This window comes from Streptomyces sp. CB02058 (assembly GCF_001905505.1).
In the GTDB taxonomy this organism is placed as follows: domain Bacteria; phylum Actinomycetota; class Actinomycetes; order Streptomycetales; family Streptomycetaceae; genus Streptomyces.
This window is the reverse complement of the sequence record NZ_LIPG01000001.1, coordinates 644,529-664,573: the sequence shown is the minus strand read 5'-3', so window position 1 is coordinate 664,573 and position 20,045 is coordinate 644,529. Positions and strand designations below refer to the sequence as shown.

Below are 20,045 nucleotides of genomic sequence, written 5' to 3'. Positions count from 1 at the left end.
CTCAGGCCACCAGCTCGCCGAAGGACTCCTCCTCGTCACGGCCGAAGCTGAGGACCTCGTCCTCGCGCAGCCGGCGGAGCGACCGCCAGATGCTCGACTTCACCGTGCCGACGCTTATGCCGAGGATGGACGCGATCTCCGGGTCCGTGCGGCCCTCGTAGTAGCGGAGGACCAGCATGGTGCGCTGGAGTTCGGGCAGCCGCGCGAGCGCCTGCCAGAGCACCGCCCGCAGTTCCGTGCCCCGCATCGCGTCCGTGTCGCCCACCGTCTCCGGCAGCTCCTCGGTCGGGTATTCGTTGAGCTTGCGCCTGCGCCACGCGCTGATGTGCAGGTTGGTCATGGTGCGGCGGAGGTAACCCCCGACCGCCGCCTTGTCGCTGATCCTGTCCCACGCCCGGTACGTCGAGAAGAGGGCGCTCTGCAGCAGGTCCTCGGCCTCGAACCGGTCGCCGGTCAGGTGGTAGGCGGTCGCGTACAGGGAGGCGCGGCGCTCCTGGACGTAGGCCGTGAACGCCGCTTCGGCGTCCTCGGTCTTCGCCTCGGGCTTCCGCTCCCCCGGGACCTCCCCGTACGCGCTTCCCCCGTTGTCCCCCGTGGACGCGTCAACCATCGTCAGATACGACGTGTGCTGACGCCCGGCGCCACGGACGCACCCCCGTACTCCGGCGCCGGACTTCTCCGGACCCCGCCCGACGTCGTGAAGGCGCGTGACAACTGCGCTTGAGGTGGTGCTGTGCAGTGCGTTCATGTGGCGCCCCCCATCGGTGGAGTCCGTTCGTTCCGTGTGCCAATGAGCTTGCCGGGGCAGTTTCATGGCGCTGTCCCCCGACTGTCACAGACCTGTCACAGGGCATGTCGGCCGGTCGCGCGTACGGATCGGGTAGGGGGGATTGTCGAAACGTGGCACCACCATGGGCCAGAATGAGCCCCGTGCCTTTCCTGTTGCTGATCGAGGACGATGACGCCATCCGCACGGCCCTCGAACTCTCGCTGTCACGCCAGGGCCACCGTGTGGCCACCGCGGCGACGGGAGAGGACGGCCTGGACCTGCTCAGGGAGCAGCGTCCGGACCTGGTCGTGCTGGATGTGATGCTGCCCGGAATCGACGGTTTCGAGGTGTGCCGGAGGATCCGGCGCACCGACCAGCTGCCGATCATTCTGCTGACCGCGCGCAGCGACGACATCGACGTCGTGGTGGGACTGGAGTCCGGCGCGGACGACTATGTCGTGAAACCCGTGCAGGGCCGCGTACTCGACGCGCGCATCCGTGCCGTACTGCGCCGCGGGGAGCGGGAGTCCACCGATTCCGCGACGTTCGGGAGTGTCGTCATCGACCGTTCGGCGATGACGGTCACCAAGAACGGGGAGGACCTCCAGCTCACACCGACCGAGCTGCGGCTCCTGCTCGAACTGAGCCGCAGGCCCGGACAGGCCCTGTCCCGGCAGCAGTTGCTGCGTCTGGTGTGGGAGCACGACTACCTCGGTGACTCCCGGCTGGTGGACGCCTGTGTGCAGCGGCTGCGGGCGAAGGTGGAGGACGTGCCGTCCTCGCCGACTCTGATCCGTACCGTGCGCGGTGTGGGCTACCGGCTGGACTCGCCTCAGTGAGCGATTCCGCGAAGCGTTCCATACTCGCGGGTCTTCGCTGGACCAGCCTGCGGCTGCGGCTGCTGATCGTGTTCGCGCTGGTGGCCCTGACCGCCGCGGTGTCCGCGTCGGGCATCGCGTACTGGCTCAACCGCGAGGCCGTCCTGACGCGTACGCAGGACGCGGCGCTCGGCGACTTCCGCCGGCAGATGCAGAACCGGGCGGCCTCGCTGCCGCTCCAGCCCACGGCGGCCGAACTGCGGGACACCGCCGAGCAGATGGCGAGCAGCGGTCCCGGCTATCACGTGCTGCTGGTCGGCACGTCCGAGGGAAAGCCGGTCACGGGGTCCTCCGACATCGACTCCTTCACCAAGGTCGACGTGCCCGCCTCGCTGCAGAAGCAGGTGAACAAGAGGCAGCCGCTGACGTCGAGCAACACCCATGAGTACCACCTGTTCTGGCAGCGGACGACGATCGGCGGAACCCCCTATCTGGTGGCCGGCACGAAGATCATCGGCGGCGGCCCCTCCGGCTACATGCTGAAGTCGCTGGACCAGGAGCGCGAGGATCTCAGCTCGCTGGCCTGGTCGTTGGGGATCGCGACCGCGCTGGCCCTCGTCGGCTCGGCGCTGCTCGCCCAGGCGGCGGCGACGACGGTGCTGCGGCCGGTGCAGCGGCTCGGCGACGCGGCCCGCAAGCTCGGCGAGGGCAAGCTGGACACCCGGCTCGTGGTGTCGGGCACGGACGAACTGGCCGAGCTGTCCCATACGTTCAACAAGGCCGCGAGCTCGCTGGAGAAGAAGGTCGCGGACATGAGCGCGCGGGAGGAGTCGAGCCGCAGGTTCGTCGCCGACATGTCGCACGAGCTGCGGACCCCGCTGACGGCGATCACGGCGGTCGCCGAGGTGCTGGAGGACGAGGCGGACAGCCTCGACCCGATGATCGCTCCCGCCGTGCATCTGGTGGTGAGCGAGACCCGCCGGCTGAACGACCTCGTCGAGAACCTCATGGAGGTCACCCGCTTCGACGCGGGTACGGCCCGGCTCGTCCTGGACACGGTCGACGTCGCCGACCAGGTGACCGCCTGTATCGACGCCCGTGCCTGGCTGGACGCGGTCGATCTGGACGCGGAGCGCGGCATCATGGTGCGGCTCGATCCGCGCCGGCTCGACGTGATCCTGGCGAATCTGATCGGCAACGCCCTCAAGCACGGCGGCTCGCCGGTGCGGGTGTCCGTGCGGACCGACGAGGACGAGCTGGTCATCGAGGTCCGCGACCACGGGCCGGGCATCCCCGAGGAGGTCCTGCCGCACGTCTTCGACCGCTTCTACAAGGCGAGCGCGTCCAGGCCCCGTTCCGAGGGCAGTGGTCTCGGCCTGTCGATCGCGGTGGAGAACGCGCACATCCACGGCGGTGACATCACGGCGTCGAACCTGCCGGACGGCGAGGGCGCGGTGTTCGTGCTGCGGCTCCCCCGCGACGCGGAGAGCCTGACCGGCGCTCCCGGCGACGACGACCCCGACCGCAACGAGAAGGGCGACGCGAAGTGATGCGCAGCGAGCGGGCGTACGGCGCCCGGCGCGGGGGTCCGCGCCGGGCCGCCGCCGTGCTGGCCGCGGTCGTGGCGGGTGCGGCGCTGGCGGCCGGGTGCGGGATCAGGAGCACCTCGGTGCCGGTCGACGCGGGGGCGGCGCCGTCCCGGATGCCGTGCAGGACGGCGTCGGCGGAGTCGGCCGCGCCGGCGGAGAGCGTCTCCGTACGCATCTATCTGGTCTGCGCCTCGCAGCTGGTGAGCCTGGACCGCACGGTCGAGGTGGACGAGGCCCGGTCCGACAGGCTGGTGGTCGCGCAGGCGCTGCTGGGCGAGCTCCAGCAGGAGCCGTCCGCCGGGGAGCGGCGCGCGGGCTTCTCCACCGTCGTGCCGGCGGGGCTGCGGGCGTCCGAGGCCCGGAAGGGCGACCCCGCGGGCACGCTCCGCCTCAGCGAGCAGCCGGAGGACCTTCCGGCGGAGGCGCTCGCCCAGGTGGTGTGCACGTACGCCGAGAGCGAGAGCATCGGGGGCGGCGGCTCGGTGCTGCTCGGCGGGCCGGGCGACTACGCCCCGCGGGGCTATCTGTGCACGGCGGAGACCAAGGCCCGGCCCGCGGACGTGCCCACGCTGGGCGCCGAGCTGTCCTGAGGGGCGGTGCGGGCGGCTGTGGGCGGGATCGCGCGGGGCCGTGCCCCTCGTCACAGACCCTTCCCCGGACGGGACGGAACCGATCCCGCCGGTCGTGGCGTCTTGGTGGACGTGCGTCACAGTTCGGACGGCCAGGCCGTCATCCGCTTCCGCGCGGCGGGGGTAGCCCTGCTCCTCGCGCATCTGCTGTTCGTCGGCTGGCTGACGCTGCGCCCGCTGGACGTTCCCTGGATGACGGCGGCGAACTTCCATCCGTTCGCCGGGATCAGGGCGGATCTGGCGCTGGGCCCGGCCGAGGCGGCCCGCCGTATCGGTGAGGGGCTTCTGCTGCTGGCCCCGCTGGGCATACTGCTGCCGATGGCCGGGGGCCGGCTGCTGGTCTCCCCGTGGGCCTCACTGGCCCGCACGGTGGCGGCGGGCTCGCTGATCTCGATGGCCATCGAGCTGGCGCAGACGGGCGTGCCGGGCCAGGTCGTCGACGTCGACTCCCTGCTGCTGAACACCGCCGGCGTGGCGCTGGCCCATCTGCTGGTCGTCCCGCTGTCCAGGGCGCGGCTGCGCCGGGGCAACCGGGCAGGGGCGGGCGACCTGTCCCGGATCGGGAACGGGGCGCGGGCCTACCTGGGCGAGGCCCCTCAGGGGTCGACCCCGACGATGACCAGGGTCGGTATCGCCCCGTAGAGCGATGCTTTGTCCCCCTCGTGGAGCGACCATGGAGTGACCGGGAGCGCGACGGAGCCGCTCCCCGCAACGGTTCACGAAGGAGCCCACCATGGCCGCACTTGTCCGACCCGTCGAGGGACGCATGATCGGTGGGGTGTGCGCGGCGCTGGCACGGCGCTTCGGCACCTCCGCGAGCACGATGCGGATCATCTTCCTGGTGTCGTGTCTGCTCCCCGGCCCCCAGTTCCTGCTCTATCTGGCGCTCTGGCTGCTGCTGCCGTCGGAGAAGTCCCCTGCCGCGACGGCCTGGTGACCGGCACGGCCACGGGGAGAACAGCTGTGGGGCGCGCACCCGGACCGGGTGCGCGCCCCACATGCGCGCGGAGGGACCGCGGGTGGTCAGCGGCCGATCGGCAGGACACCGGTCAGTCCGCCGGCGGGCAGGCCGCCGAGCAGGTTGGTGCCGGGCGCCGAGAGGTCGCTGCTGCCGCGCTGCTGCTGGTCGAGCAGTCCACCGGCGGCCTTCTGCACGGCGGGCACGGCGTCCGTCACGGAGTCGAGCGCGACACCGGCGGGGAGCGCGCCGGCCAGGGCGTCGACGGGCACGGCTACGGCGGAGGCACTGCCCGCGCCGGCGGCGGCGAAAGCGGCACCGACAGCGGCGACACCGAGAATCCTGACAGCAGACTGCTTCATGTGACATTCATCCTTGGGGAAGGGGATGTGAGCGGCTCTGCAACGTAGTCAGCAACGCACCCCCGCCGCAAACATGCCGGGACACGGAAAACGGCCGGGATTCGGCGCTCCCGGCCGTTCCCCGTCCGTCTCACTCAGCCGACGGCGAAGGAAGAACCGCTGGTCGCAGCCGTCTGACGGAAGAGCCACTCGGATTTCAGTTCCGCGTAACCGGGCTTCACGACATCGTTGATCATCGCCAGACGTTCATCGAAAGGAATGAACGCTGATTTCATCGCATTGACTGTGAACCACTGCATGTCGTCGAGCGTGTATCCGAAAGTCTCGGTCAGTCGCTCGAATTCCTGGCTCATGCTCGTCCCGCTCATCAGCCGGTTGTCGGTATTCACGGTGGCGCGGAAATGCAGCTTCCGCAGCAGCCCGATGGGGTGCTCGGCGTACGAGGCAGCGGCGCCGGTCTGGAGGTTGGAGGTCGGGCAGAGCTCCAGCGGGATGCGCTTGTCGCGTACGTAGGAGGCGAGACGGCCCAGCGTCACGCTGCCGTCGTCGGCGACCTCGATGTCGTCGATGATGCGCACGCCGTGGCCGAGGCGGTCCGCGCCGCACCACTGCAGGGCCTGCCAGATCGACGGCAGCCCGAAGGCCTCGCCGGCGTGGATGGTGAAGTGGTTGTTCTCGCGCTTGAGGTACTCGAACGCGTCGAGGTGCCGGGTGGGCGGGAAGCCCGCCTCGGCGCCCGCGATGTCGAAACCGACCACGCCCAGGTCCCGGTAGCGGTTGGCGAGTTCGGCGATCTCCAGGGCGCGGGCGGCGTGCCGCATCGCGGTGAGCAGGGCGCCGACCCGGATGCGGTGGCCGTTGGCGCGCGCCCGGCGCTCACCCTCGCGGAAACCCTCGTTGACCGCCTCGACGACCTCTTCGAGTGACAGTCCCGCGGTGAGGTGCTGCTCCGGCGCGTACCGCACCTCGGCGTAGACGACGCCGTCCTCGGCGAGGTCCTCGGCGCACTCGGCGGCCACCCGGACCAGCGCGTCGCGGGTCTGCATCACGGCGCAGGTGTGCGCGAACGTCTCCAGATAGCGTTCGAGGGAGCCGGAGTCGGCCGCCTCGCGGAACCAGACGCCGAGCTTGTCGGGCTCGGTCTCGGGCAGGGCGTCGTAGCCCTGCGCGAGGGCCAGTTCGACGATGGTGCCGGGGCGCAGGCCGCCGTCGAGATGGTCGTGGAGCAGCACCTTGGGCGCGCGGCGGATCTGGTCGGGACCGGGGACATCCGGGGTCTGGCTCGTCATCCGGGCACTCTAGCGCCTACGCGCGTAGAGCGCTGACCGCCGATGCGTAACAGTGACCGCGAGGCCAGATGGAATACACCTGCCCTTCTGACACTGTTCTGTCATGGCACAGCGCGCACTTCCCCTGCCTGCCGCCAGGCTGGGACGGGCCGTCCTCACGGCCGGAGCAGCACCCGAGGTCAGCGGCGTGGTCCTGCTGCTCCCGGACGGCGAGACCGACTCCCTACGCCGCCCCTCCGCCTTCTCGTACGCGGCGCAGCTGCCGTTCGCCCGGATGCTGGCCCGTGCGGGCCAGGACGACGGGCTCGCGGTGCACGTCGTCCGCTACCGCACCCGCGGCTGGAACGAGGGCGCCGATCCGGCGGCCGACGCCCACTGGGCGGCCGACGAGGTCGTACGCCGCTACGGCGACATCCCGGTGTGTCTCGTCGGGCACGGCATGGGGGGCCGGGCGGCGCTGCGCGGCGCGGGGCACCCCGCCGTCAACTCCGTGCTGTCGATGGCCCCCTGGCTGCCGGAGCACCCGGATCAGGAGCCCGAGCCGGTGAAGCACCTCGCGGGGCGCCGGGTGCTGATCGTGCACGGCACGAACGACGCGAGGACCGATCCGGAGCTCTCCTACCGGCTGGCCGAGCGGGCCAAGAAGGCCAACCGGCACACCTGCCGCTTCGAAGTGCACTCGGACGGGCACGCGTTGCGCCAGCACCGTTCCGAAGTGGTGGCGCTGGCAGCGGACTTCATACGGGGCTCACTGTTCGCCAGGTCGTACGCCCGCCCGGTCGCGGACGCGTTCGCCGCGCCCCCTCCGCTGGGGCTGCGGATGCCGCTGGCAGCGGGGTTCGGGCGCTCGCTGCGGCACTGAGAGCGGCGCGCGCGGGGCGCTGCGGACGGCGTACGGGGGCGCCGCCGCAGACGCCCTCCTGAGGTACCGAGGGCCGCTCGCGGAGGTGCCGAGGGCGGCTTCCGGGAGCTCGGGCCTCAGTCCGGCAGGAGGCTTCCCCTGCGGGAGAGCAGGAAGCGTTTGAAGGCGGCCACCGGCGGCGTGTCGGGATGGCCGTCGAGCCAGGCCACCCCGATCTCGCGCGCCGCGCGCGGCGCCGTCACCGTCAGCTCGACCACACCGGGCCTGGCGACGGCGGGCGGCGGGAGCAGCGCCACCCCGAGCCCGGCCGCGACCAGGCCGCGCAGGGTCTCCGCCTCCTCGCCCTCGAACGCGACGCGTGGGGTGAATCCCGCCTCGGCGCAGAGGTCGTCGGTGATCCGCCGCAGCCCGTATCCGGGTTCGAGGGTGACGAACGTTTCGTCGGCGGCCTCGGCGAGGCGGACGCGCCGGCGCCCCGCCAGCCGGTGGTCGTCGGGGACGACCAGGCGCAGCCGCTGCTCGTCCAGGCGCATCGCGACGAGGTCCGGGGCGTCGGGCACGGGCGAGGTCAGACAGAGGTCCAGGCCGCCCGCCCGCAGCCGTTCGATCATGGCCTCGCCGTAGTTCTGGACGAGCTGGAAGCGGACCCGGGGGTGGTCGGCCCGGAAGGCGCGGATCAGGGCGGGCACGGTCTCGGAGCCCATGGTGTGCAGGAAGCCGAAGGCGACCTTGCCCGCCGTGGGGTCGGCGTCCGCGCGCACGGAGTCGGCCGCCTTCTCCACCTCGGCCAGCGCGCGTTCGGCGGAGCCGAGGAAGGTGCGGCCCGCGGGGGTGAGCGAGACGGTGCGGCCCCGGCGGGCGAACAGGGCGACGCCCAGGTCCTGTTCCAGTCTGACCATGGCGCGCGACAGCGTCGACTGCGGGACGCCGAGCTCGTGCGCGGCGCGGGTGACGTGCTCGTGGCGGGCCACCGCCTCGAAGTACGCGAGGCGGGGAGCGAGTACGGCCCGGATGTCTTCTTCGTAACTGCTCGGTGACAGCCGGGGCTGTGAGCTGTATTGATGCGCCATGGGAACGATTATGGCCGTTTCATGCATTGGACGCATGAAACCGTGAGGTCTACGTTCGCCGTATGCCTCCTGCCAGTACCGGGGCGTCCACCATCCTGCTGGACGCCGCCGCTCCGTCATCCGCCGCCGCCGTCGCCTCACCCGCCGTCCCGGACCGCCTCACCCCTGGTGGTCCCGGTTACCGCCGGATGAGCTTCGCGCTCTTCTCGGCGGGGATCGCGACCTTCGCACTCCTCTACTCCACCCAGGCCCTGCTGCCCGCCGTCTCCGCGTCCTTCGGCGCCACGGCGGGACAGGCGAGCTGGACGGTCTCCGCGGCGACCGGCGCTCTGGCCCTGTGCGTCCTGCCGCTGAGCGCGCTCTCCGAGCGCTTCGGGCGGCGCCAGATGATGACGGCCTCCCTGGCCGTCGCCGTGGTGATCGGTCTGCTCATTCCCTTCGCCCCCTCGCTCGGCTGGCTGATCGCGCTGCGCGCGGTCCAGGGCGCGGCACTGGCCGGGCTCCCCGCCTCCGCGATGGCGTACCTGGCCGAGGAGGTGCGGCCCAAGGCCCTGGTCGCCGCGATCGGGCTGTTCGTGGCGGGCAACAGCATCGGCGGCATGAGCGGGCGCATCCTGGCCGGCTGGGTGGCCCAGCTGTGGGGCTGGCGTGTGGCGCTCGGCGCGATCGGGCTGCTCGCCGTGGCCTGCGCGGTGGTCTTCCACTTCATGATCCCCAGGGCGCGGCACTTCAGCCCCGCCACGCTCAACCCGAAGGCCCTGGCGAAGGCCGTCACCGGTCACCTCTCCAACCCGCTGCTGCGCCGCCTGTACGCGATCGGCGCGCTGTTCATGACGGTGTTCGGCGCGGTGTACACCGTGATCGGCTACCGGCTCGTCGAGGAGCCCTTCGGCCTCCCGCAGGGCATCGTCGGCTCGATCTTCCTGGTCTACCTCGTCGGTACGGTCTCCTCCGCCGCCGCGGGCAGGCTGGTCGCCCGGCTGGGCCGCCGGGGCGCGCTCTACCTCGCCGTCTCCACGACGGCCGCGGGTCTGCTGCTGTCCCTGGCCGACCAGCTGGCGGCCGTCCTGGCGGGCCTGGTCCTGATCACGGCCGGCTTCTTCGCCGGGCACGCGGTCGCCTCGTCCTCGGTGAGCCGCACGGCGACCTCGGGCCGCGCCCAGGCCTCGGCGCTCTACCAGTCCGCGTACTACCTGGGCTCCAGCGCGGGCGGCACGCTCGGCGCGGTCGCCTTCCACGCGGGCGGCTGGGCGGGCACGGTCACGCTGGGTGTCCTGGCGGTCCTCGGTGTCCTGTCGATCACCCTGTACGGGACCCGGGCGGCCCGGACCGAGCGGCTCCGCGCCGGCGTGGTCGCAACGGTGCACAACTGAGACCTGCCCCCGCACAACCGCGGCTCCCCGACGCACGTCCAACAAGCGGAGTCACCACACCGCGGGCGAACGCGAAGGGGAGCAGGCGTACATGAGAAGCATGGGGAAGATACGTGGCGTACGGGCGCGGCGGGCGGCCGTCCTGTCCGTCGCCGGGCTGGTGGCCGCACCCGCCCTGGTCCTGAGCACCGGGACGGCCGCCCAGGCGGCGTCCTGCACGGCGGCGAAGGGCCCGTACCAGAAGCAGGTCGAGAAGTGGCTGGGGCGGACGGCCGACGGGAAGCAGTCGACGGCGGACTGCAACGCGATCCGCTCGTTCCAGGTCTCCAAGGGCATCACCCCGGCCATCGGCTACGCGGGCCCGGTCACCTGGCGCACGATGAAGACGATCACCGTGCAGAAGGCGGCGGGCAAGACCCCGAACAAGGCGAAGAAGTGCCCCACGAACAAGGGCCGCATCGCCTGCGTCGACCTCACCAGGCAGCTCAGCTGGATCCAGGACGGCTCCAAACTGAAGTTCGGCCCGGTCCCGGTGCGCACGGGGCGCAACGGTGCCGAGACCCGCACCGGCGCCAAGAAGATCTACTGGCGCAACATCGACCACTGGTCGACGCTCTACGACGTGGCCATGCCGTACGCGCAGTTCTTCGACGGCGGGCAGGCGTTCCACTCCGTCACCAAGTCCATGTACAACAACCCGGGATCGGCGGGCTGCGTCAACATGCGCCCCTCGGACGCGAAGTCATACTGGAACCTGTTGAAGAACGGCGACGACGTCTTCGTCTACGGACGCAAGCCCGGCACCTGAGCGGCGGCTTCCTCGCTACCCGCCCCCGTTGTCAGTGCCCTGCGATAGCTTCCACAGTGCTGGGAGAGCGGTGTCACAGCGCAACAGGGGTGGAGCGATGAGTGATCTGACGGCGGCGGCGGACATCGACAGCCGTCTGGAGGGACACCGTGTCGAGCTGACCGGTTACTGCTACCGGATGCTCGGCGCGGCCTTCGAGGCGGAGGACGCGGTCCAGGAGACGCTGGTGCGCGCCTGGCGCAACTTCGACAAGTTCGAGGGCCGTTCCTCGCTCCGCTCCTGGCTGTACAGGATCGCGACGAACGTCTGCCTGGACATGCTGAAGGCGGGCAACAAGCGGGCCAGGCCGGTGGATCTGACCGGACCGACCCCGCTCGCCCAGGCCGCTCTCAGCCCTCTTCCCGAGAACACCTGGCTGGAGCCGATGCCCGACGGGCACATCCTGCCGACGGTCGCGGACCCGGCGGAGGCCGCCGTGGCCCGTGAGTCGGTGCGTCTCGCGTTCGTGGCCGCGCTCCAGCATCTGCCGCCCAAGCAGCGCGCGGTGCTGATCCTGCGCGAGGTCCTGGCATGGAAGGCGAGTGAGGTCGCCGAGCTGCTGGACACCTCGGTCGCCTCGGTCAACAGCGCCCTGCAGCGGGCCCGGGCGACACTCGCCGACACGGACAGCACGGCGCCGGACACCGCGAACCCGCTGGACGAGGAGCAGCGCAAGCTGCTGGACCGCTATGTGGCGGCCTTCGAGGGGTACGACATGGCGGCGCTGACGGCGCTCCTCCACGAGGACGCCGTGATGACCATGCCGCCGTTCGACCTCTGGCTCCAGGGGCACGACGACATCGCGGGCTTCATGCTCAGCATCGGCGCGAGCTGCGAGGGTTCCCGGCTGGTGGCGACCGAGGCCAACGGCACCCCGGCCTTCGCGCACTACAAGCCGAATCCGGACGGTCCGGGCTTCGTGCCGTGGGCGGTCCAGGTCATCGACATCGCGGACGGCGCCATCACCGGGATGCACTGCTTCCTGGACACCCCGCGCTGGTTCCCGCTGTTCGGGCTCCCGGACCATCTGGATGCCGACGCGTGAGTGTGCGGCGCCCTGTGGTGATCGGCTGGGCCCTGCTCGTGGCGGGTGGCTGGGCGGCGACGCTGTTGCTGGGCGAGCCGTCCGCCACGGCGGGACCGGGTCCCTCGCCCACGTCCGGCGTGACGAGCGGCAACCCCGAGCCGGGGCCGCAGCCGGAGGGTTCATGCCCGACGCGGAGGCCGGCACCGACGCCCTCGGCGGTCGCGGTGCCGTCGCTGAAGGACGTGCCGGACGAGTACGCGGACGGACATGCGAAGCTGGTCGTCTGCAGCTACAGCGTGGCCCGCGACACCGCCGTGGCCCGCTGAGCGCCGGTCACTCCGTGACCGGCCGGACGTTGCGCACCACATCGGCGAGCCCCACCAGATCGAGCAGCGCCCCGAGCTCGGCCGGGACGTTGCGCAGCCGCAGCTCGACGCCTCCGGCCCGGCGGGCGACGAGTCCCAGCCGCGCCATCGCCTCGACGAGGGCCAGGTCGGGGCGTACGACACCGCCCACGTCGCAGTCCACCACGGCGGCCCCGGGGGCGCCGCTCAGCAGCGCCTCCAGCCGGGCGCAGAGGTCCGGCACGTCGGCGCGGGTGACGCGGCCGGTGAGGACGAGGACGTTCGGTGTCAGGGCATCCACACCAGGGAGACCGGCGGGATGCCCGAAACTCATCGGCTCCCGTGCACGTGTGTCTCAGCTCACCGGGAAGATGCCCGTGTCCAGATCCAGCCCGAACGGCTTCGGCAGTGTCAGTGTCTCGCCGTACTCGACCGCCTCCAGGACCCGGTAGGTGCCGTCGCTCGGCTCCCCGTACAGGGTCGCGGTCGGGCGGCCGGTGTGCCAGGGGTCGAGCAGGAGGAACAGCCCGATGCCTGCCTTCGCGTACCCGTGCGCCTTGCCGATGCGGTCGTGGTTGGCGTTGGCCGGGGAGGTGATCTCCACGACGAGCCGGACGTCTTCCGCCGGTACGCGATTGCCCGGCCCTGACGCGAGCTCGCGGGGCAGGACGACGAGATCGGGGATGTACAGCCCGGCCCGCCCGGGCACGGAGACTCCGAGCGTCTGGTAGATCCCCCAGTCCTCCGGAATGACGGCGTAGAGCCTGCGCTGGAGCAGCTCCGCAGTGGTGTTGTGGTCCTTGGACGGCGGTGGCGACACAGTGACGATCCCCTCGATGATCTCCACCTTGCAGCCCTCGGGTGCGTCCGTCTCCTCCCAGATCCGGACGAGGTCGTCCCACTCCTGGCCGTGGCCCGGCCCGGGATCGACGGTGAGTGCGCCCATCGCGGTCTCCTCTTATCGGTGCGCCACCGATGACAGCATGCCGAACGGGACCGGTGGTGGTCCACCGGTCCCGTTCACCCGAAAGGGAAAGCCGCAGGTCAGGCGATACGTTCCCGCACCACCGGCGTGGCGGTGAAGGGCGTGCCCGACGGCGCGATGTCGTACGAGCCGGGCAGGGCCTTGAGCGCGTACTCGAACTTCTCGGGGGTGTCCGTGTGCAGGGTCAGCAGCGGCTGGCCCTCGGTCACCGTGTCGCCCGGCTTGGCGTGCAGTTCGACGCCGGCGCCCGCCTGCACGGGGTCCTCCTTGCGCGCGCGGCCCGCGCCGAGGCGCCAGGCGGCGACGCCGACGTCGTAGGCGTCGAGGCGGGTCAGCACGCCCGAGGACGGGGCGCTGATCACGTGCTGCTCGCGGGCGACGGGGAGTACGGCGTCCGGGTCGCCGCCCTGGGCGGAGATCATGCGGCGCCAGACGTCCATGGCGGAGCCGTCGGCGAGTGCCTTCTCCGGGTCGGCGTCCTTGAGCCCGGCGGCGTCGAGCATCTCGCGGGCGAGCGCCAGGGTCAGGTCGACGACGTCCTTCGGGCCGCCGCCGGCGAGGACCTCGACGGACTCACGGACCTCCAGGGCGTTGCCGGCCGTCAGGCCGAGCGGGGTCGCCATGTCGGTGAGCAGCGCGACGGTGCGCACGCCGCTGTCGGTGCCGAGCGCGACCATGGTGGAGGCCAGTTCGCGGGCGTCCTCAATGGTCTTCATGAAGGCGCCGGAGCCGACCTTGACGTCCAGGACGAGCGCGCCGGTGCCCTCCGCGATCTTCTTGGACATGATCGAGCTGGCGATGAGCGGGATGGCCTCGACGGTGCCGGTGACATCGCGCAGCGCGTACAGCTTCTTGTCGGCGGGGGCCAGGCCGTCGCCCGCCGCGCAGATCACGGCGCCGGTCGTGTTCAGGACGTCGAGCATCTCGGCGTTCGAGAGCTGGGCTCGCCAGCCGGGGATGGACTCCAGCTTGTCGAGGGTGCCCCCGGTGTGGCCGAGGCCCCGGCCGCTGAGCTGCGGGACGGCCGCTCCGCAGGCGGCGACCAGCGGGGCGAGCGGCAGGGTGATCTTGTCGCCGACGCCGCCGGTGGAGTGCTTGTCGGTGGTGGGGCGGGAGAGCGCGCCGAAGTCCATGCGCTCGCCGGAGGCGATCATCGCGGCGGTCCAGCGGGCGATCTCGGTGCGGTTCATGCCGTTCAGCAGGATGGCCATGGCCAGCGCGGACATCTGCTCGTCGGCGACCTCGCCGCGGGTGTACGCGTCGATGACCCAGTCGATCTGCTCGGGGCTGAGCTCGCCCCGGTCCCGCTTGGTGCGGATGACGGAGATGGCGTCCATGGGAGGGGAGTCCTTCCGGCCGGAGGGGTGGGCGAGAGTCCTGGCTGACTCTACGCGCATAGAGAGTGAACGTTCCGCCGCGCCGTTCCGAACGGGCCGGTCGGGCCCGCCCGGAACGGCGCGGCGGCGGGGTCCTACCCCAGGTGCTGCGGCCCGAAGGCCTGCGGCAGCATCTCGTCGAGCGTACGGAGACCGTCGGGCGTCTCCAGGACGAGGCCGGGCCCGCCGAACTCGTACAGCAGCTGCCTGCACCGCCCGCACGGCACGAGCACCGAGCCCGTGCCGTCCACGCAGGTGAAGTGCGTCAGCCGGCCGCCGCCCGTGACGGCGAGCTGGGAGACCAGCCCGCACTCGGCGCAGAGCCCGATGCCGTACGAGGCGTTCTCGACGTTGCATCCGGTGATCGTGCGGCCGTCGTCGACGAGGGCGGCGACGCCGACCGGGTAGCCCGAGTACGGGGCGTACGCCCGGGACATGGCGTCCCGGGCGGCCTCGCGCAGCGCTTCCCAGTCGACGGGCGCCGGGCCCGTCACTTGCCCTCGCCCTTGCGGTACGGCACGCCGTCCGCCTTCGGCATGCGCAGCCGCTGCGCGGACAGGGCGAGCACCAGCAGCGTCGTGACGTACGGCGCGGCGTCGACGAACTGGCTCGGGACCTGGTCGGTCAGGGCGTACCAGGTGAAGAGCACGCCGGAGATGACCGCCGAGACGGCCGCAGACAGGTACTTCTTCCGGTACAGCTGCCAGAAGACGACGATCACCAGCAGGATCGCCAAGAGCAGCAGCATCGCGTGGACGTTCTCGGCGCCGCCGCGGAGCTTGAGGCTGTCGGTGAAGCCGAAGAGCCCCGCGCCCAGGGCCATGCCGCCGGGCATCCAGTTGCCGAAGATCATCGCGGCGAGACCGATGTAACCGCGGCCGCCGGTCTGGCCCTCCTGGTAGATGCTGGTGGCGACGATGGCCAGGAACGCGCCGCCGAGTCCCGCCAGACCGCCCGAGATCGTCACGGCGATGTACTTGTACTTGTAGACGTTCACACCGAGGGTCTCGGCCGCCACGGGGCTCTCACCGCAGGAGCGGAGCCGCAGGCCGAACGCGGTGCGCCACAGCACCCACCAGGTGGCGGGGATGAGCAGCAGGGCGACGACGGTCAGCAGGGACAGGCCGGTGACCAGGCCGCCGATGATGCCCGCGAGGTCGGAGACGAAGAACCAGTGGTGTTGCTGGAGGTCCTGCATCCAGTCCGAGAGCCCCGGGATGGTGATCTTGTCGATCTCCTCCAGCCGCGGTGACTGCTTGGACGACCCGCCGGGCTCCTCGGCGAAGGTGAAGTTGGAGAGGTAGCGGGTGACGCCGACGGCGAGGATGTTGATGGCCACACCGGAGACGATGTGGTTCACGCCGAAGGTGACGGTGATGACCGCGTGCAGCAGACCGCCGAGCGCGCCGCCGATGATGCCGAACAGGACACCCACCCACGGGCCCCACTGGAAGCCCGCCCAGGCGCCGAACCAGGTGCCGAGGATCATCATGCCCTCGAGGCCGATGTTGACGACACCGGCCCGCTCGGCCCAGAGGCCGCCGAGGCCCGCGAGGCCGATCGGGACCGCGAGTTCGAGGGCGCCGCTGACCTGGCCCACGGAGGTCACGTCGTTCGCGCCGCTGATGAGGCGCACCAGCGAGACGAGGGCGAGCGCACCGGCGATGATCAGGAGGACGACGGGCAGGGACAGCTTGCGCCGTCCGCCGCCCTTCGGGGCGGCGACGCGTGCGGCGGAGACTTTGCTGGTACTCACAGGGCCGCCTCCTTCTCGGTGGTGAGGGCGTGGCCGGCGGCGAGTTCCTCGCCGACCTTCTGCTGCTGACGGCGGGTCCCGTAACGCCGGACGAGTTCGTAGCTGACGACGACCGAGATCACGATCAGGCCCTGCATGATCGTGGCGATCTCCTTCTCGAAGCCGAACTGGTCGAGGGGGGACGACGCCTTGTCCAGGAACGCGATCAGCAGCGCGCTGAGCGCGATGCCCACCGGGTGGTTGCGGCCGAGCAGCGCGATGGTGATGCCGGTGAAGCCGAGGCCGACGGGGAAGTCGAGGCTGTACGTGTGCGTGTCGCCCAGCAGCGTCGGCATGCCGACGAGGCCGGCGATCCCGCCCGAGATCAGCATCGAGGTCAGGATCATCTTCTTGGCGTCGACACCGGAGGCCTGGGCGGCGCTCTCGCTGGCGCCCGTGGCGCGCAGGTCGAAGCCGAACCGGGTGCGGTTCAGGACGAACCAGTAGACGAGGCCGCAGCCGGCGGCGACGAAGGTGAATCCGTAGATCTCACCGGCCTCCGCGCTGAGGGAGAGACCGGGGAACCAGCCGGCCTCCGGGATCTCGCCCGTCGTCAGGTTGTTGGAGCCCGCGGCCTGGTCGCCGAAGTTCTGCGGCAGGATCAGCCAGGCGATCAGCGAGGTCGAGATGGAGTTGAGCATGATCGTGGAGACGACCTCGCTCACTCCGCGGGTGGTCTTCAGGATGCCCGCGATGCCCGACCAGAAGGCTCCGACCAGCATCGCCACGACGACGATCAGGGCGATCTGGAGCGGTCCCGGCAGGCTGACGCTGGCGCCGACGAGGGCGGCCATCATCGCCGCGAGGCGGTACTGCCCGTCGACACCGATGTTGAAGAGGTTCATCCGGAAGCCGACGGCGACCGCGAGAGCGGCGAGGTAGTACGTACCGGCCTGGTTGATGATCAGGACCTGTACGTCGCTGTAGGACACCTGCTCGAAGAGCAGCCGGTACAGCTCGAACGGGTCGCGGTCGGAGATGAGCAGCACCACGGTGCTGAGCGCGAAGGCGACGACCAGGGCGAGTACCGGGCCGGCGAAGCCCAGGATCAGCCGGTCCTTGTCGAATTTCTTCATCGGGCCTCGTCCTCCGGTGCTGCTTCGAGGTGACCGGCGGCGGCGCCGGTCATGGCCGAGCCCAGTTCCTCGGGTGTGATGGTGGCGGGGTCGGCGTCCGCGACCAGCTGTCCTCGGTACATGACGCGCAGGGTGTCGGAGAGCCCGATGAGCTCGTCCAGGTCCGCCGAGATGAGCAGGACGGCGAGGCCCTCGCGGCGGACTTCGCGGATCTGGTCCCAGATCTGCGCCTGCGCGCCGACGTCCACGCCCCGGGTGGGGTGCGCGGCGATCAGCAGCTTCGGGCTGTGGCTCATCTCGCGGCCGACGATCAGCTTCTGCTGGTTGCCGCCGGAGAGGGAGCCGGCGGTGACCTCGATGCCGGGAGTGCGGACGTCGTACTCGCGCACGATCCGCTCGGTGTCGGTGCGTGCGGCCTTCGGGTCCAGGAGCCAGCCCTTGCTGTTGGGCTTCTCCGTGACGTGGCCGAGGATGCGGTTCTCCCAGAGCGGGGCGTCCAGCAGGACCCCGTGGCGGTGGCGGTCCTCGGGGATGTAACCGAGGCCGCCCTCGCGCCGCTTGCGGGTCGGGGTGCGCGAGATGTCGTCGGTGTCCAGCGTGATGACGCCGCCGTCCGGGCTCCGCATGCCGACGAGCGTCTCGATCAGCTCGGTCTGGCCGTTGCCCTCGACGCCCGCGATGCCGAGGACCTCGCCCTTGTGGATCGTGAAGCCGACGTCGGACAGGACGTCGCGGACGACGCCGTCGGGGTCCGTCACGCTGAGGGAGAGCCCCTCGACGCGCAGCATCGGCACGTCCGTCACGGTGGACTCGCGTGTCTCGGGCGAGGGGAGCTCGCTGCCGACCATCAGCTCGGCGAGCTGCTTGGTGGTGGTGTTCGCGGGGTCGGCGGTGCCGACCGTCGTGCCCCGCCGGATCACCGTGATCTCGTCGGCGACGGAGAGCACCTCGCCGAGCTTGTGCGAGATGAAGATGACGGTGAGGCCCTCGGCCTTGAGCTCGCGGAGGTTCGCGAAGAGCGCGTCCACCTCCTGCGGGACGAGCACGGCGGTCGGCTCGTCGAGGATGAGGATGCGGGCGCCCCGGTAGAGCACCTTGAGGATCTCCACGCGCTGCCGGTCGGCGACGCCGAGGTCCTCGACGAGCGCGTCGGGCCGCACCCCCAGGCCGTACGCGTCGGAGATCTCCTTGATCTTCTTGCGCGCGGCGGATCCGATGCCGTGGAGCTTCTCGCCACCGAGGACGACGTTCTCCAGCACGGTGAAGTTGTCCGCGAGCATGAAGTGCTGGTGCACCATGCCGATGCCGCGCGCGATGGCGTCACCGGGGTTGCCGAACGAGACCTGCTCGCCGTCCACCGCGATGGTGCCCTCGTCCGGCTTCTGCATGCCGTAGAGGATCTTCATCAGGGTGGACTTTCCGGCGCCGTTCTCGCCGACGAGGGCGTGGACCGTTCCCTTGCGTACGGTGATGCCGATGTCGTGGTTGGCCACGACTCCGGGGAAGCGCTTGGTGATGCCGTGCAGTTCTACGGCAGGGGGACTGCTGGACGCGTTGATGACGCACTCTCCTTGGCCGGACAGGAGCGGGGGCACAGGGGCAGAGGGGCGGGGTGAAGTTATCGCGCCTGAGGGCGGTCTACACGCGTAGCGCTGCCGAATCGTAAAGCGTAGGGCCACAGCACGGTCCGAACACCTGGTTCGGGGCCGGTACGAGCGGGCACTGCGACGGGCACAACTTCTTCGAATAGCACCCCACAGGCCCGGAGCGGCGACGGTCCGCGCTCCGGGCCCACGGGAAACCAGCCTGACGACCGGAGTCGTTACGGGGTGGTCTTGACGGTGATCTTGCCGTCGATGATGTCCTTCTTCGCCGCGTCCACGGCGGCGATGACCTCGGTCATCTTGGTGAAGGCCGGGTTGGACATCGCCAGGCCGACGCCGTCCTTGTCGAGGCCGTAGCGGACCTCGCCGGACTGCGGCTTGCCGTCCTGGACGGACTTGATCAGGTTGAAGACGGAGTCCTCGACGTCCTTGGTGACGGAGGTGAGGATGGACTCCTTGTAGTCGGCGAGACCCGCCTGGTTGTACTGGTCGGAGTCGACGCCGATGTTCCACTTGCCGGCCTTGGAGACGGCCTCGATGGCACCGGAACCGGCCAGACCGGCGGCCGAGTAGATCACGTCGGCGCCCTTGTCGAGCTGGCCCTGCGCGGCGGCCTTGCCCAGGTCGGGCTTGGAGAAGCCGTCGAAGTTCGGCGGCTGCGTCAGGTACTGCGGGACGACCTTGACCGCGGAGTCGGTGTCCTTGACGCCCTGCTCGAAGCCGGCCTGGAACTTCTTGATCAGCGGGGTCTCGACACCGCCGATGAAGCCGACCGTCTTGGTCTTGGTGACCTTGGCGGCGGCGACACCCGCGAGGTAGGAGCCCTGCTCCTCGTTGAAGACGATGTTGGCGATGTTGTCGCCGGTCACCGAGGCGTCGTCGATGATGCCGAAGGTGATCTTCGGGAACTTCGGCGCGACCTTCTTGATGGCGGGCGCGTAGGCGAAGCCGACACCGATCACCGGGTTGTTGCCGGCGCGGGCCAGCGAGGTGAGGCGCTGGACCTTGTCCGCGTCCGACTCGCCCTCGGAGGGCTCGGCCTCGGTGCCCTTGACGCCGAGGTCCTTCTCGGCCTTGGCCAGGCCCGCGTAGGCGGCGTCGTTGAACGACTGGTCGCCGCGGCCACCGATGTCGTAGGCGATGGCCGTCTTGTCGGCCTTGGAGTCGGACGACGTGCTGCTGTCCGACGACGAGTCGCCACAGGCACTGACGCTCAGAGCGAGTGCCGCGGACATGACGCCCACGGTGGCAATCCTGGTGATCCGGCGCAAG

At 70.8% G+C, this 20,045-nt stretch carries 22 protein-coding genes; 10 read left to right on the top strand and 12 right to left on the bottom strand.

Annotated features, from left to right (window positions below):
* Nucleotide 1: 1 nt before the first annotated feature.
* Nucleotides 2–748, bottom strand: a complete 747-nt coding sequence (locus tag AMK10_RS03230; RefSeq protein WP_073744511.1) for a SigE family RNA polymerase sigma factor — start codon at nt 746–748, stop codon at nt 2–4.
* Nucleotides 749–930: 182 nt separating this feature from the next.
* Here AMK10_RS03230 and afsQ1 point away from each other — a divergent pair, with 182 nt between their 5' ends.
* The 5 genes from afsQ1 to AMK10_RS03205 all read left to right on the top strand — a co-directional run bounded on the left by afsQ1 (nt 931) and on the right by AMK10_RS03205 (nt 4,742).
* Complete coding sequence (gene afsQ1 / locus AMK10_RS03225) at nt 931–1,608, top strand: two-component system response regulator AfsQ1 (protein WP_198959609.1); 678 nt, start codon at nt 931–933, stop codon at nt 1,606–1,608.
* The gene (locus tag AMK10_RS03220) at nt 1,605–3,137 is read left to right on the top strand and encodes a sensor histidine kinase (RefSeq protein ID WP_073744509.1); all 1,533 of its coding nucleotides are present in this window, start codon (nt 1,605–1,607) and stop codon (nt 3,135–3,137) included. Before afsQ1 ends, AMK10_RS03220 begins: the two co-directional genes overlap by 4 nt.
* Nucleotides 3,137–3,766, top strand: coding sequence for a hypothetical protein (locus tag AMK10_RS03215; RefSeq protein WP_073744508.1), 630 nt, complete (start codon nt 3,137–3,139; stop codon nt 3,764–3,766). The genes AMK10_RS03220 and AMK10_RS03215 overlap by 1 nt, the downstream gene beginning before the upstream one ends.
* Nucleotides 3,767–3,871: 105 nt before the next feature.
* Complete coding sequence (locus AMK10_RS03210; RefSeq protein ID WP_073744507.1) at nt 3,872–4,447, top strand: VanZ family protein; 576 nt, start codon at nt 3,872–3,874, stop codon at nt 4,445–4,447.
* A gap of 91 nt (nt 4,448–4,538) precedes the next feature.
* On the top strand, nt 4,539–4,742 hold the full coding sequence (locus AMK10_RS03205; protein WP_073744506.1) for a PspC domain-containing protein: 204 nt from the start codon (nt 4,539–4,541) through the stop codon (nt 4,740–4,742).
* 86 nt (nt 4,743–4,828) lie between these two features.
* On the opposite strand, the gene AMK10_RS03200 is transcribed toward AMK10_RS03205, so the two are convergent.
* A complete protein-coding gene (locus AMK10_RS03200; protein ID WP_073744505.1) occupies nt 4,829–5,125 on the bottom strand; it encodes a hypothetical protein in 297 nt (98 codons plus the stop codon).
* Between the two features lie 134 nt (nt 5,126–5,259).
* The gene (locus AMK10_RS03195) at nt 5,260–6,414 is read right to left on the bottom strand and encodes an adenosine deaminase (protein ID WP_073744504.1); all 1,155 of its coding nucleotides are present in this window, start codon (nt 6,412–6,414) and stop codon (nt 5,260–5,262) included.
* A gap of 103 nt (nt 6,415–6,517) precedes the next feature.
* Here AMK10_RS03195 and AMK10_RS03190 point away from each other — a divergent pair, with 103 nt between their 5' ends.
* Nucleotides 6,518–7,276, top strand: coding sequence for an alpha/beta hydrolase (locus AMK10_RS03190; protein WP_073744503.1), 759 nt, complete (start codon nt 6,518–6,520; stop codon nt 7,274–7,276).
* Between the two features lie 116 nt (nt 7,277–7,392).
* Here AMK10_RS03190 and AMK10_RS03185 read toward each other — a convergent pair whose 3' ends face one another.
* The gene (locus AMK10_RS03185) at nt 7,393–8,346 is read right to left on the bottom strand and encodes a LysR family transcriptional regulator (protein WP_073744502.1); all 954 of its coding nucleotides are present in this window, start codon (nt 8,344–8,346) and stop codon (nt 7,393–7,395) included.
* Nucleotides 8,347–8,408: 62 nt separating this feature from the next.
* Here AMK10_RS03185 and AMK10_RS03180 point away from each other — a divergent pair, with 62 nt between their 5' ends.
* From AMK10_RS03180 to AMK10_RS03165, 4 genes are all read left to right on the top strand, one after another.
* Nucleotides 8,409–9,719: an MFS transporter gene (locus AMK10_RS03180; RefSeq protein WP_073744501.1), complete on the top strand. Its 1,311-nt coding sequence runs from the start codon at nt 8,409–8,411 to the stop codon at nt 9,717–9,719.
* A gap of 91 nt (nt 9,720–9,810) precedes the next feature.
* Complete coding sequence (locus tag AMK10_RS03175) at nt 9,811–10,527, top strand: L,D-transpeptidase (RefSeq protein ID WP_073744500.1); 717 nt, start codon at nt 9,811–9,813, stop codon at nt 10,525–10,527.
* Between the two features lie 70 nt (nt 10,528–10,597).
* Nucleotides 10,598–11,611: an RNA polymerase subunit sigma-70 gene (locus AMK10_RS03170; protein WP_073744499.1), complete on the top strand. Its 1,014-nt coding sequence runs from the start codon at nt 10,598–10,600 to the stop codon at nt 11,609–11,611.
* Nucleotides 11,608–11,919 (top strand): hypothetical protein, encoded by a 312-nt coding sequence (locus AMK10_RS03165; protein ID WP_073744498.1) that lies wholly within the window; start codon nt 11,608–11,610, stop codon nt 11,917–11,919. The genes AMK10_RS03170 and AMK10_RS03165 overlap by 4 nt, the downstream gene beginning before the upstream one ends.
* A 7-nt stretch (nt 11,920–11,926) precedes the next feature.
* On the opposite strand, the gene AMK10_RS03160 is transcribed toward AMK10_RS03165, so the two are convergent.
* From AMK10_RS03160 to AMK10_RS03125, 8 genes are all read right to left on the bottom strand, one after another.
* On the bottom strand, nt 11,927–12,271 hold the full coding sequence (locus tag AMK10_RS03160) for an STAS domain-containing protein (protein ID WP_073744497.1): 345 nt from the start codon (nt 12,269–12,271) through the stop codon (nt 11,927–11,929).
* A gap of 21 nt (nt 12,272–12,292) precedes the next feature.
* Nucleotides 12,293–12,883 carry a Uma2 family endonuclease gene (locus AMK10_RS03155; RefSeq protein ID WP_073744496.1) on the bottom strand — a complete coding sequence of 197 codons (591 nt, stop codon included), beginning with the start codon at nt 12,881–12,883 and terminating at the stop codon, nt 12,293–12,295.
* Between the two features lie 98 nt (nt 12,884–12,981).
* Nucleotides 12,982–14,259, bottom strand: a complete 1,278-nt coding sequence (locus tag AMK10_RS03150; protein WP_073744495.1) for a thymidine phosphorylase — start codon at nt 14,257–14,259, stop codon at nt 12,982–12,984.
* Between the two features lie 134 nt (nt 14,260–14,393).
* Complete coding sequence (locus AMK10_RS03145; RefSeq protein WP_073744494.1) at nt 14,394–14,792, bottom strand: cytidine deaminase; 399 nt, start codon at nt 14,790–14,792, stop codon at nt 14,394–14,396.
* Nucleotides 14,789–16,054 (bottom strand): ABC transporter permease, encoded by a 1,266-nt coding sequence (locus AMK10_RS03140; RefSeq protein ID WP_073744493.1) that lies wholly within the window; start codon nt 16,052–16,054, stop codon nt 14,789–14,791. Before AMK10_RS03140 ends, AMK10_RS03145 begins: the two co-directional genes overlap by 4 nt.
* Nucleotides 16,051–17,169 (bottom strand): ABC transporter permease, encoded by a 1,119-nt coding sequence (locus AMK10_RS03135; RefSeq protein ID WP_073744492.1) that lies wholly within the window; start codon nt 17,167–17,169, stop codon nt 16,051–16,053. Before AMK10_RS03135 ends, AMK10_RS03140 begins: the two co-directional genes overlap by 4 nt.
* Entirely contained in the window at nt 17,166–18,752 is a 1,587-nt protein-coding gene (locus AMK10_RS03130) for an ABC transporter ATP-binding protein (protein ID WP_073745999.1), read from the bottom strand. The genes AMK10_RS03135 and AMK10_RS03130 overlap by 4 nt, the downstream gene beginning before the upstream one ends.
* Nucleotides 18,753–18,991: 239 nt before the next feature.
* A complete protein-coding gene (locus AMK10_RS03125) occupies nt 18,992–20,044 on the bottom strand; it encodes a BMP family lipoprotein (protein ID WP_073744491.1) in 1,053 nt (350 codons plus the stop codon).
* Nucleotide 20,045: the final 1 nt, after the last annotated feature.

Coding starts and splice junctions, on each gene's coding strand:
- AMK10_RS03230 (WP_073744511.1), bottom strand. CDS start 748: ATGAACGCACTGCACAGCACCACCTCAAGCGCAGTTGTCACGCGCCTT.
- AMK10_RS03215 (WP_073744508.1), top strand. CDS start 3,137: ATGCGCAGCGAGCGGGCGTACGGCGCCCGGCGCGGGGGTCCGCGCCGG.
- AMK10_RS03205 (WP_073744506.1), top strand. CDS start 4,539: ATGGCCGCACTTGTCCGACCCGTCGAGGGACGCATGATCGGTGGGGTG.
- AMK10_RS03200 (WP_073744505.1), bottom strand. CDS start 5,125: ATGAAGCAGTCTGCTGTCAGGATTCTCGGTGTCGCCGCTGTCGGTGCC.
- AMK10_RS03195 (WP_073744504.1), bottom strand. CDS start 6,414: ATGACGAGCCAGACCCCGGATGTCCCCGGTCCCGACCAGATCCGCCGC.
- AMK10_RS03190 (WP_073744503.1), top strand. CDS start 6,518: ATGGCACAGCGCGCACTTCCCCTGCCTGCCGCCAGGCTGGGACGGGCC.
- AMK10_RS03185 (WP_073744502.1), bottom strand. CDS start 8,346: ATGGCGCATCAATACAGCTCACAGCCCCGGCTGTCACCGAGCAGTTAC.
- AMK10_RS03180 (WP_073744501.1), top strand. CDS start 8,409: ATGCCTCCTGCCAGTACCGGGGCGTCCACCATCCTGCTGGACGCCGCC.
- AMK10_RS03175 (WP_073744500.1), top strand. CDS start 9,811: ATGAGAAGCATGGGGAAGATACGTGGCGTACGGGCGCGGCGGGCGGCC.
- AMK10_RS03160 (WP_073744497.1), bottom strand. CDS start 12,271: ATGAGTTTCGGGCATCCCGCCGGTCTCCCTGGTGTGGATGCCCTGACA.
- AMK10_RS03155 (WP_073744496.1), bottom strand. CDS start 12,883: ATGGGCGCACTCACCGTCGATCCCGGGCCGGGCCACGGCCAGGAGTGG.
- AMK10_RS03150 (WP_073744495.1), bottom strand. CDS start 14,259: ATGGACGCCATCTCCGTCATCCGCACCAAGCGGGACCGGGGCGAGCTC.
- AMK10_RS03135 (WP_073744492.1), bottom strand. CDS start 17,169: ATGAAGAAATTCGACAAGGACCGGCTGATCCTGGGCTTCGCCGGCCCG.